Raw genomic sequence first — 12,269 nt, 5'->3', positions numbered from 1 at the left:
GGTTATCGGGAATCCCTATTGTTATGACAATCTAGTGCTTACAACTTAAATAACCTTAAACCGAAAGGATAGTAGCAGAACATAGTAGCAGAACATAGTAGCAGAACATAGTAGCAGAACATAGTAGCAGAACCTAGTAACAAAACCTAGTAATGAAACTAGTGAGTGAATTTAGTAATGAAACTAGTAAATAATAAAAAAATAGATCCAATAAGCCACAGCTTATTGGATCTATATTAAATTCTAAGCTTAAAACCAAAAGACTGACTGATACTAGAGTATCTCTAGTAAATAAAAAGTTTAAGCTTAAAGTTTATTTAACAAGTAATAAAAGTAGTTAATACTTTTAATTTCTTATTTCACAAAGTTTCTTATAAGCGATTATCTTAGAAAGACCACAAGGAGAAACGCAATAGTAAGTAAATACTTGGCTATAGGTTTTTCTTTGGATAGATATATTCCCGTGATCTACTTGAGAAAGCAAAAGCATCATTAGCCTTTGCAGATGTTAAATATGGGTATTTAAAGTTTTTAGTTACTTAACATCATGCTCATTTCTTTTATCGCTATTTTAAGAGAAGTCAAAATAAAAAGCAATATTTTTATGAAAGAGTTATATAAATGTGTGCTGCCAGCATACAGAAATACCGCATTTTCCTAGGAAAGCCCTTAAATTTTTTAAGGTAATTCAGTATGCAGAGGCATAAAAATGGAAAATAGCATGAGTAGAAAATCTCTGCGCTGTACCACAAACGTAGGTTTTTTGTTTTGTCTAGTGCTTGGGGTATGGCTTAAAAGAACAAGAGATGGAAAGATAAGCTGGAAAGATAAGCTGGAAAGATAAGCTGGAAAGATAAGGGGCAGAGAAATAAAACGAACAGGGGAGGAAGTAAAACCGTGAACGGGTGCTCTTCAGGGAAGCTTAAAAACCTATTAAAAAAAGCTCAGCCAATAGCTGAGCTTCAACCAAAGTTTGGGACACAGCCTCTAAAAGCATAAGCTTCTAGAGGTGGGTTCTTACAATATTCTATTTTTAATTATTACTTATATTATAACCCTAAAATGAGATTAATTTCTTGTAAATTTAAACTTCCTTGTGGATTATCGCTTAAATATAGCTCATCATAGGTTCTAAACTCGAAGTCATCACGTGCTTCTACGTGTGGAGCAAGCTTGTAACCATAGAGCAGTTCATAAAGTTTTGCTAAGTAATCGTAAGGATTTTGCTCAAGATCACTTAAAGCAAATGCTTTTTGTAACAGATTTTTTAGTTTTGCAGGAACAAAGCTATTGTGTTTTAACTGCAGAACTTTGTAAAGTAAAGTTTGATCTACTTTGGCATTAGCGTAAATTGGTTTTTCTGCTAACTCACGTACGCATTTTAAGCCATAGTCAAATAAACTTTCTTCAGTGAACTCACCGCGTACAAGAATGTGTTCTTGGAATGCAAAGCGAAGAGAGTAAGGTAATGGATATCTTAAGTGCTCTGCACCACGTGGTAAGTAACTAGTTTCTGTACCAATAAAGGCAACTGTTTCTGGTAGATCACTTACACCGTTGATTAAAGCAAGTAATGCGTGTTTGTTTTTACTATCTTCTTCAAGTAAGTAATCCATATCGTCAAAGAAGACAATAGAGTTGTTGAACTCTGGTTCTTGCATTAACTTAAATACAAGTTTAATCGCTTTAGTTAAAGAGCTATTTAACGCAATACGTAAGTTACTGTTGCTGTTTGCAACAGTTGGTAATGAGCTTTTCTCATCAAGATCAAACGCAAATGAGTCAAAAGACAGTAACGCAGTTACGTCTACTTTTACTAAACGTTTATTTGCTTGGGCAGCAATTAAACGTACAATTGCTGATTTACCACTACCTGCACTACCTGACAGGAGGATTTTATGGATACCTGTAGGACGCGAAAGGTACTTAGCAAGACGTGGAACGTCTTCTTGGTGAGTTTTAGGTAAGATAATATTTGGATTAGCTTTAACTTCTTGGAAGAAGTATTTAATTAGCTTAGCTTTATCTTGAGGTGCTAAATCTTCGTAAAGATAATAGTTTTTCATATGCAAAATCCTGAAGTATAGATGTTCTGTCTTGTTCTATTATATAATTCTTGGCGCTATTTTTTTAAGTCTTGGTACGATTTTTTGTAATTAAGACTTAGTGCTGTTTTTGTAATTTAAGCCTTGGAGTTATTTTTTGTAATTAAGACTTGGGTTATCTTTTAATTGGTTGTGGAAAAAGTCAATAACAGCTCTTACACGAGGAGCAATGAACTGACGATGAGGGTACTGCATAAATAATTCATACTCCCCCTCTTGGTGTTCATCAGCAAATAGTTGTACTAGCGTACCTGCCTCAAGATGTTCATGTACTAGATAGTAAGGTAATTGAGCAATCCCTTGATGAGCAAGGGTTAGCTCCAATAAAGCAGCAACATCAGTCAAGACATATGCTGGATTATCCAAGCTTAAAGAGTAACTATCTCCAGCGTTATCCACAAAAGACCAAGGCATGAGTTTACCAGTTGAAAGAGCTCGGGTTAAAAGTTGATGCTGTTCTAACTCTTGAGGGGTAGCTGGTGTACCATTCTGTTGTAAGTAAGTAGGAGTTGCCACAACACAAAGAGCAAGCGAACCGATCTTTCTCGCAATAAGTGAAGAAGAGTTTATCGTTCCTCCGTGAATTACGAGGTCAAAGTTATCTTTTACCAGATCGACATTGCGGTCATTGAGATCAAGATCAATGGTAATTTGAGGAAACTGCGCTTTTAACAGCGGAAGAAGTGGAATTAAAAAGATGCGACCAATGGTATTAGGAGCTGAGATCTTTACACGTCCATAAGGCTCATTGTACAGTTGACGTAAAGATTCATTGGCTTCTTCGAGCAAGCTAAGAGCTTTACCAGCTTGCTCTGCGTAAGCTTGTCCTTCGTTAGTTAAACTGAGACTACGAGTTGTACGGTTAAATAGTTTTACCCCTAGAGATTTTTCTAAAGTAGAGACGTTTTTACTAATAGCAGCTGGAGTTAGTCCTAAAACATCTGCTGCTTGAGTAAAACTACCGCATTCAGCAGCTTTTAAAAAAGAAGTAATGGTACGTAATTCGTCGAGTTTTTGCATAAAGGATAAAGTCCTTAAGGAAATAAGTTTAGAATAATTTGTTGGTTGATTGGTTAAACAGTTTGTTGTTGAGCTAGTTAATTATTTCGTTCTTCCTTCGCGTTTCAGAGCGAGATTTGATTGTGTTTTGAAACTAGCTTTGATTGTGTTTTGAAACTAGCTTTGATTGTGTTGTAGAACTAGCTTTGATTGTGTTGTAGAACTAGCTTTAATTGTATGTTAAAACTAACTTTGATTGTGTTAATTATTTTCAACTTGAAGTTGAAAATGTTGTTCTGTTTGTTGGGTTTATTCTTAAGAAATACTAGCCTATAATAGCTCGGAGAAACAGATGAACCTGAACTTCCTCAAACATCTTTATAATCTATAGACAGTAGAATAAACTTTACAATCTACTGACTGTGGAATAAAAGTAAAGTGAGTTATGAGAATGGAGAGGGGAAGCTTTGTAGCAAAATTTTTCGCTATCTCTTAGCTAGTATTTAGTAGAAGCCTAGGTAATTATGACCTAGATGTAACCAAGTAGAAGTAAATGTAACTACTTGTTTTACTAATTGTACACTTTTATAATCATCAACAGCATAGCTGTCTTTCTTTCATGATAGCTAGATAACTTTCTTGCATGATAGCGCAGATAACGCAGATAGCGCAGATAGCGCAGATAGTGCAGATAACCTAACCTCTACTCTTTTATTGTAATGTATTTTCAACTCAAAGCACAAGAGAAGCTAATAGTTTTTTAAGAAAAAGTTAAAAATTAGCTTAAGAAATGCTTAAGAACTTCTTAAGAACCGCTTAAGAAAGAGTAAAAAAGGATCATCTAACAATAAGAGATGCGCATTTACATATATGTACTTGAGGGTAAACTTCTCTACATATATAAGTAGCAATCGTTAAAACGGTACATCATTTAAACAGTACATTAGTACACTATTTAAACGGTACATCATTTAAACGGTACATCATTTAAACAGTACATCATTTAAACAGTACATCATTTAAACAGTACAAAATAAACAACACAGATAACAATAAAGGACAACATTATTATGAGAACTCTAGTTGTAGTTTCACACCCATATTTCAATAACTCTAAAGTAATTAAAACTCTTTTAGCCGCAGCTTCAAGTGTGGATAACGTAGAAGTACGTAACCTTGAAGAACTCTATGGTTCAGACTTTAATGCCATTGATGTAAAAGCAGAGCAAGAAGCACATGAACGTGCAGATCGTATTGTTTACTTATTCCCAATCCATTGGTTTAACCTAACTCCAATGCTTAAAGCATACATGAATGTGGTTTGGGGTTACAACTGGGCATTTGGTCCTGCAGGTTATGCCCTAGCTGGTAAAGAGTTACAAGTAATTACTTCAGCAGGTTGTTCAACAGATAACTATAGTCAAGAGGGGTTATTACTACATTCAGCACGTGAAATTTTATCACCGTTAGAAGCTTCTGCTATGTTCTGTTCAATGACTTATTTAGAACCATTATTCTTCTATGGTGCTGGTTTCCAGTCAGATGAAGATTTAGCTAACTGGAGTCAAGTAGTAAAAACTCGTTTAGAAAGTCCACTAGGTAGCCATGTGCTTTCTGTTTCTAAACGTAAACCTGCTTAAGAAGAATTTTGCTTAAGAATAATTGCTTAGTAGTATAAGAACATTAGCTTAGAGTAACAGCTTAAAAATAACTGTTTAGCTTAGTAGCCAATTGACGAATTACTACGAATTACTACTAATTACTACTATTTAGTAGCAATAGCTTAATAACATCACTCTAAGCACCATTATTGAAAGAAAATTAAAAGAACACTCCTAAATTATCAACTTTAAGTTGAAAGTATTTTTGTTATTAAGCTATTTTTCTTTAAGGATAACTTCCGTATAATAGCAGTATAAAGCAAAGAGAAAAGTACAAGACAAGGTTAAACTTGGGAATAGAGTTCAAGCTTAAGGGGTGGTTACCCGAAGCTCTGGCTAGGCTCAAGTTATACCTATATCTTGATCTTTGCTTTCTAATGTAACTCAACTAAATACTTTTTTGATTGTTAATAACCATAACAACATAACAAACAACATAACAAACAACATAACAAACAACAAAGCAACAAAATAATAAAACAACAAGAGGATAAGATTATGACAACTAAACAACAAGCTCGCATCGCATTAGGTACATGGTCATGGGGTCAAGGTTTTGCTGGTGGTGATACAGTATTCGGTAATAACCTAAGCATTGAACAAATGACAGAAGTGTTTAACCTTGCAATGGAAAATGGTTTAAACCTATGGGACACGGCTGCAGTGTATGGTATGGGAAGCTCTGAAGAAGCTTTAGGAACTGTAAGTAAAAATACTCCACGTGAGGAGCTTGTTCTTTCAACAAAGTTCACCCCAAACGTAAGAGACTATGATTCAAAAACTCCAGTAACAGACATGTTAAATGCGAGTTTTGCGAGACTAAACACAGATTATTTTGATTACTACTGGATTCACAATCCAACAGATGTAAACCAATTTACCGAAGAACTAGCTTCTCTTGTAAAAGCTGGCAAAATTAAAAAACTAGGTGTTTCAAACCACAACCTAGAGCAAATCAAATTAGTAAACTCAACTCTAGCACAATTTGGTTTAAAACTAGATGCAGTACAAAACCACTACAGCTTACTATATCGTTACTCTGATTTAAGTGGTATCCGTGCTTACTGTGAAGAGAATGGCATTGAGTTCTTTGCTTACATGGTGCTTGAGCAAGGGGCACTATCTGGTCGTTACAATGTTAACAACCCATTACCAGAGGGTAGTTTACGTGCACAAACTTATAATAAAATCCTACCAGAGCTAGAAAACCTAACTAACTACATGGCACAAGTTGGTAAAAACCATGGTGACGCAAGCGTTGCGCAAGTAGCAGTTGCTTGGGCTCTAGCAAAAGGTACTACTCCATTAATTGGTGCTACAAAACCAAGACAAGTGCTTGAAGCTGCACAAGCGCAACATATTGTTTTAACAGCTGAAGAAGTTGCACAACTTGAAACACTAGCCGAAGCTACGGGAGTAAATACTCGTGGATCTTGGGAAAACATTATGGTGAATGACAATTAGTTGGAAGTAGAGACTTTGGAGCTTAGAAGCTGAGGCTTTTGAAGTTTTTAAAGCTTCTGGCTTTTGGAAGTTTAAGCTTTTAGGATTTAAGCTTTCGGTTTTAGGAAGTTTAAGCTTTGAAAGTTCTTAAAGCTTTTGGTTTTTAAAAGTTTAAGCTTTTAGGATTTAGCTTTAAACTTTAAGCTTTAAACTTTTAGATTTTTACACAGATTAAGGGCTTAGCCGTTGTGGCTAAGCCCTTAGTCTATTGTTAACTTGTTAACTGTTTATGTCTTTACGCCTTACTCAACGTATAGATCTTCTAAAGCAATAACTTTTTCGTTGTTCTTGTCAATTAGAACAGGATCTACTTCTTTGTCAGTAAGACGGTTTTTAACTTGGCTAGGATAAGGAACATCTAGGTGTTCATGTCCCCATTTGCGCATCATTAAGATAATTGGCAATAGAGATTCTCCAATAGGAGTAAGGTAGTATTCATCTCTTGGAGGGTGTTCGCTGTATCTACGTTTGCTAATAATATTTTGTTCACATAGTTGTTGTAAACGCTTAGTAAGAATTGTTGGGGCAATGCTTAAATTTTTACGAAAATCTTCAAAGCGATGATTATTTTTAAATAACTCTCTTAAAATTAGAAGGTTCCATTTGTCTCCTAAAAAAGAAGCACAAGCGGCAATAGGACAAGAATTTTCGGTAGTCATAATCTCTCCATATATGGTGTTAATCTCGTTGTTTTTTCAGTACTATTTAAAGCACTATTTCAGTCACTATCTAGTCATAATTTAGTTACTCTTATAGTTATGGTTAAGTTACTATCAAAAAAGTATTGACTAGAGGAAAATAAAGCTGTATTATATCACTATCAAAATGATAGTAACTAAATTATTTAATGATTAAATTAAGGTAACAACACAATGATACAACAAAACTTAATGTTCCAACCTCTTACTTTACCTAATGGACGTGTAATCCCTAACCGTATTGGCAAATCTGCAATGGCTGAAAATATGGCAGCTTATGGTCAATTACCTGATGAGAAGTTTAACACTCTTTACGGACGCTGGGCAAAAGGTGGTGCTGGTCTTATTATCAGTGGGAATGTAATGGTAGATGATAATGGTGTAAGTACTTCAGGTGATGTAGTACTAATGAAAGACACACCATTAGCTCCATTTAAAGCTTGGGCGCAGGCAACTAAGTCTCAAGGTGCGATTTTTCTGATGCAGATTAATCACCCTGGGCGTCAAGCTATGGCTGGTTTAGGTAAACATACCTATGCTCCTTCAGCAATTGGTATTGATTTAGGGAAAACTTCAAAACTATTTGTTAAGCCGCAAGCGATGAATGAAGAAGAGATTGAAGCTACTATTCAGCGCTTTGCAGAAACAGCACAAGCAGCCGAACAAGCTGGTTTTGACGGTGTGCAAGTACATGCTGCCCATGGTTACTTAATTAGTCAGTTCCTTTCTCCCCTGTCAAACCAACGTACAGATCAATGGGGTGGGGATATTGCTAACCGTGCGAGATTTTTAGTAGAGGTGATCAAAAGAATTCGTACTCTAGTTTCACCGGAGTTTATTATTGCGGTAAAAATAAACTCTGCAGACTTTCAACGCGGTGGCTTTGACGAAGATGATGTTAAAGTTGTAATCGGCTATCTCAATGATTTAAATGTTGATTTAGTTGAGCTATCTGGTGGTACTTATGAAAGCCCAACTCTATTTAATGGTAAAACTAAAGATGAACGTACACTAGCACGTGAAGCTTACTTCCTTGAGTTTGCGAAAAAGATCCGTCCACTAGCGAAGATGCCTTTAATGACTACTGGTGGAATTAGACGTTTTGCCGTAGCTAAGTCAGTACTAGATTCAGGCGTTGATCTAGTTGGTATAGCAACAGCCTTAGCTTTAAATCCTAACTTACCTAACCTCTGGAAACAAGGGAAACTTGTTGATGGAGAAAAACTTGAGATTAACTTAAAAGATAAATCTCTAAGTGCCTTAGCAAATCTACTTGTTACTCAACGTCATCTATACCGTTTAGGTAGAGGAAAAGCTGCAGGAAGCAAACTAAATACCTACTTCTCTCTTTTTGCGCAGCAATGGCGTAGTAAAAAGTTAACTCGCCAGTATAAAGAATGGTTAAGCAAAGGATATAAGTAAAACCTAGGATAGGTTGATAAACTAAAAGCTCACTGGAAAGCTAAAAACAAAGAGATAATAACAAAGAGATAACAACCAAACCTACCAATAAAGTCCGGAGATAGAATTCTCCGGACTTTATTGTTGCTAACTTTAACTTGTACTAATCGATATTAAAACCTAATTTCCGGCGCTTTTTTATACACCACAGCCTTAACTATTATAAAAATGTAAATACTACCACTTGAATCGCTCTAACTTATTTATACTCAAATATAAATCTTATTTTAGGATTTGATTTTTTTAAGCAGATGTTACCCTATAGTAGGTTAATTTTTCGTTAAGTGGTGTATAAAAAGACAACGAAATTTAGGATTAAAATAGTGATAAAGTCTCTAGCTTTCTTTATAACGTAATGCGTCAACTACCATTTTAAAAGCAGTGGTGTTACCTTTACGACTTGAGTAGTAAAGGTATCTTGGTTCATAGGTAATCGAGTACTTTTTGAGAACCTCTGCAACCTTACCCTCGGCAATTTCTTTCTCAAAGCTTTCTGGTAAAGCAAGAGTAATACCAAGACCATCAAGTACTGCTTGTTTGATTAAAGTTAAATTTGGCAGGGTAAGAAAGTGAGATTTAGGGGTGTAGAGCTTACGTTCGTTACCAATTTGAAACTCCCAAGGGGTTTCACTACGGTTATTTGCGAGTTTCATACCAATAGTTTGGTGTTGAGCTAAGTCTTCAACAATTTTTGGAGTGCCGTATTTTTTTAAATACTCAGTTGAGGCAAATAACCCAAAACGGGTAGGTGGAGATACTTGCACAACAATAAAGTTTTCTCCGACATCATTACCAAAGCGGATACCCATATCTTGAGATTCACTAACAATATCGACAAAGCTATCATCAATAGAAAGTTCGAGATTAATCTTTGGGTAATCAAGGAGGAGTTGTTTTAAACGTGGGTAGACAATAGTTTCAGCATCGATGGTTGAGACATTCATGCGGATAGTGCCTCTTGGTTCATCAAGAAATTCAGTTATTGAATCAACACGTTCATCAATAGATTTAAACAGAGGTGTTAAATCAGCGTAGAGTTTACTTCCCACTTCAGTAAGAGTTACTGAACGGGTTGTACGGTTAAACAGGCGAACCCCGAGACGGTCTTCGAGGCGTTTAACTGAATGGCTAATTGCTGAAGAGGAAATACCAAGTTTATCGCCAGCTTTTACAAAGCTTTGGTATTGCGCGACAAGAAGAAAATGGGTTAATTCGGTAAAGTTTTGTGATGACATAAGATACACCTTACAAGAGAGGCGAAAGTAAAGATCTTTCTTTATCTTGTTTGAATTATGAGTAGAGGCTTAGAGCTTTTAGCAGCGAGTGTAAGGTTCAAAGGTTGAGGATATTTTTGTAAATGCTTGCAATATATTATATCTTACTTCTCCTATATTCGGTAAGCGTGTCTTGTACTCATTAAAATGATTATCCCCACTTCTAAGTAGAAGTGGGGAGGTAAAGTAAAACTTAATCTTATTCCAAGCTTGTGTCTTGTAATCTTACGCAAGTGCTAGTCTTGTAATCTTATACAAGTACTATTTTTGGAAGATCTCCGGAGACCATTCACTTAAAGTTTTAATGAATAAGTCAGAAAGTTCTTCAGTACGTTTCTTAATTTGTTGATCTTCAAATTCTGTTTCTTTAAGAAGATCTTGGTTCATACTAATGCTACTTTTTTCAAAGATAACTTTTTTATCACTAAACTTATTGTTACCAGCAGAAGCGTTGTACTCTTTTTCAAGTAAAGTTAAGTTACCTAGATTATTGCAAAGATCTTTCTGTTGTGGATCTTCATTATACTTAAATGAAGCTTGCGGTTTAATATGCTCAATTTCAAGTTTGCCTACAGGTAATAAGCCATCTTGTCCATTATTTACATATGCTAGTAAATAAAGTAGAGGTGAAGTTAAGCTCTTAATTTTATTTGGGATTTGAATATTGTTACGCATAACCTCTAAAGAGAAGAGGTTATATTTTTTAGCATTGCTACTTGCACCTTTTTCGGCAAACGTGAACTCATAGTTTGCATCTTTAAAGTTATCCTCGCGGAATAATCTACTATTTAACAAGTTAGTTTGTGACTTCAGGCGAGAAACAGTAACGTCTGTTAAAGCAATGCCAAATTGCATACAGATAATTTTCTTCAGTAAGCGTTCGAAACCGACTCTGAAGTTTTTCATTTCATTGTTATCTTTGAGAACAATGATTTTGTGGGCAACACTATCATAGTGGTAACGTGCGTAGAAAGTACATACAGAATGCATCCAACCTTTGGCGTCGAAACATGAAAGGATGTCTAGCATTTTTTTACTAGTAAACGTTCTGATTTCCCAATCTTCTCTAGAGTCTGTATCTAAACCAGAATCTTTATTAAACGCTACTTTTAAAGGAACAAGAAGGACTTTAAAGATATCAATAATGTGTGAAGCTTTACTATTAATCCAAGTTGGAGGATTTGTTCTCAATAAGCGCTCTTCAACACTTTTAGTATTATCATCTTTAATATCATGTTGACCTTTACAGTAAGAAAGGTAGAGACTAAATAGGTCCTGCATACTAAAATCGCAGTTTAAAGCATCTAGCTCTTTCTCAAGTTTATTCCACTCATCAATAAAGTACTTACATTCTGCCTCGTCATTTTTAATACGATTGTAAATTTGAGATTTGTAGATATCTGATTTGGTCAGAGCGATCCCACGATTATTAATCGTTTGGAAAATAATTAAAGAAGAATCTAAATCTCTCGCTCCGATTGGGATCATAACTACTTTATCAATTATGTATTTACCGAGCATATTGAAATAAAGTTCTTTTAATTCTTCTTGGGTAACTCCTACCTTATAAAGATCTTCATACTTAGTGGTAAGTTCATCAATGATATCTTTGATTGAATCTACAAATAAGCGGTAGTTCTCGTAGTATAGATTATTTTCAATGATAGAGCCTTTGTCTTCTTTGGCTGGGATAAATTCTTTATCAGTACTTGAGATGATTTTATTTAAGACAATAGCTTCTTCATCGAAGATAGCACGTGATTCTAATTTTGGAATATTATCTTCTACGGTAATACAGTCTGTAATATTAACCTTAAGACGAGTATCAGTGATATGTTCTAGGATAGCTTTTAGTAAAAGGTTAATAGTTGTAAAACGTTGTTGCCCATCAATAAGATATCTATCATGGGATTCTCCATAATAAATAATAGCCCCAATAAAGTATCCATCAAAGTTTTTTAAACTATCTTTAATGTGTCTAGTAAAACCATCAGAACTAGTTTTATTAGGTTCTAAGAATTTTTTAATTTCTTCTGAGAACTGTAATGAAAATGAGTTATGAATATCATCAAATAACTCTTGGGCATTCTTACTAGTCCAAACATATTTACGTTGAAACTCTGGAATAACGAATTTTTCAATTGAACTATCTGTCAGTAAATCAGAAATACTTTTTCCGTCAGAAATTATATTTTTACTCATGGTAATTGGCTTAAGTAGTAAAACTCTCTAAAAGAGGTAGTTAATAAAAATGTATCTGTTCAAGAGATATCTTGAGACTTTGGTGATTATGATTTAACCACTCAATTAAGTAGCTCTAAAGATCTCACGATTTTTTCATAGGTTAAAAAATTATTGTTACCAAATCATTATAGTATATCTTTGTGCTTAACTTAATTAAAGTTAGATATTTTCTAGATAAAACATTTTTACACGCATATTAAGGAGAATTGTAAAAGATTAATTTTCGCTACGGCTTGCTGATATTGCTTACAGATACTTGTTCGTTAGAATAACTACGAGAATGCTCTTTTGCATATTCACTAAAATTAGGGATTCCCGAACAAA

8 protein-coding genes are annotated in these 12,269 nt (G+C 34.8%); 3 read left to right on the top strand and 5 right to left on the bottom strand.

Going from position 1 to position 12,269, the window contains the following annotated elements; genetic code table 11:
• Nucleotides 1-1,049: 1,049 nt before the first annotated feature.
• Together CKF54_RS07295 and CKF54_RS07290 are read right to left on the bottom strand one after the other, a co-directional pair.
• On the bottom strand, nt 1,050-2,066 hold the full coding sequence (locus CKF54_RS07295) for an AAA family ATPase (protein WP_119525695.1): 1,017 nt from the start codon (nt 2,064-2,066) through the stop codon (nt 1,050-1,052).
• Nucleotides 2,067-2,195: 129 nt separating this feature from the next.
• Entirely contained in the window at nt 2,196-3,125 is a 930-nt protein-coding gene (locus tag CKF54_RS07290; RefSeq protein ID WP_119525694.1) for a LysR family transcriptional regulator, read from the bottom strand.
• Between the two features lie 1,049 nt (nt 3,126-4,174).
• Here CKF54_RS07290 and CKF54_RS07285 point away from each other — a divergent pair.
• Both CKF54_RS07285 and CKF54_RS07280 read left to right on the top strand, forming a co-directional pair.
• Nucleotides 4,175-4,744, top strand: a complete 570-nt coding sequence (locus CKF54_RS07285) for an NAD(P)H-dependent oxidoreductase (RefSeq protein ID WP_119525693.1) — start codon at nt 4,175-4,177, stop codon at nt 4,742-4,744.
• A 519-nt stretch (nt 4,745-5,263) separates the two neighbouring features.
• Nucleotides 5,264-6,229, top strand: coding sequence for an aldo/keto reductase (locus CKF54_RS07280; protein ID WP_119525692.1), 966 nt, complete (start codon nt 5,264-5,266; stop codon nt 6,227-6,229).
• 281 nt (nt 6,230-6,510) lie between these two features.
• Here the strand turns inward: CKF54_RS07280 and CKF54_RS07275 are convergent, their stop codons facing one another.
• The gene (locus tag CKF54_RS07275) at nt 6,511-6,927 is read right to left on the bottom strand and encodes a winged helix-turn-helix transcriptional regulator (protein WP_119525691.1); all 417 of its coding nucleotides are present in this window, start codon (nt 6,925-6,927) and stop codon (nt 6,511-6,513) included.
• Nucleotides 6,928-7,140: 213 nt separating this feature from the next.
• On the opposite strand from CKF54_RS07275, the gene CKF54_RS07270 reads away from it, so the two are divergent.
• Nucleotides 7,141-8,388: an NADH:flavin oxidoreductase/NADH oxidase family protein gene (locus CKF54_RS07270; protein ID WP_222987574.1), complete on the top strand. Its 1,248-nt coding sequence runs from the start codon at nt 7,141-7,143 to the stop codon at nt 8,386-8,388.
• Nucleotides 8,389-8,762: 374 nt separating this feature from the next.
• Here the strand turns inward: CKF54_RS07270 and CKF54_RS07265 are convergent, their stop codons facing one another.
• Nucleotides 8,763-9,662, bottom strand: a complete 900-nt coding sequence (locus CKF54_RS07265) for a LysR substrate-binding domain-containing protein (protein WP_119525690.1) — start codon at nt 9,660-9,662, stop codon at nt 8,763-8,765.
• 300 nt (nt 9,663-9,962) lie between these two features.
• Nucleotides 9,963-11,903 (bottom strand): DUF262 domain-containing protein, encoded by a 1,941-nt coding sequence (locus CKF54_RS07260; RefSeq protein WP_119525689.1) that lies wholly within the window; start codon nt 11,901-11,903, stop codon nt 9,963-9,965.
• Between the last annotated feature and the right edge of the window lie 366 nt (nt 11,904-12,269).

Source organism: Psittacicella hinzii (assembly GCF_003585885.1).
GTDB lineage: Bacteria > Pseudomonadota > Gammaproteobacteria > Enterobacterales > Psittacicellaceae > Psittacicella.
Note: the sequence above shows the minus strand (reverse complement) of the source record. Positions and strands in the feature narration are given on the sequence as shown.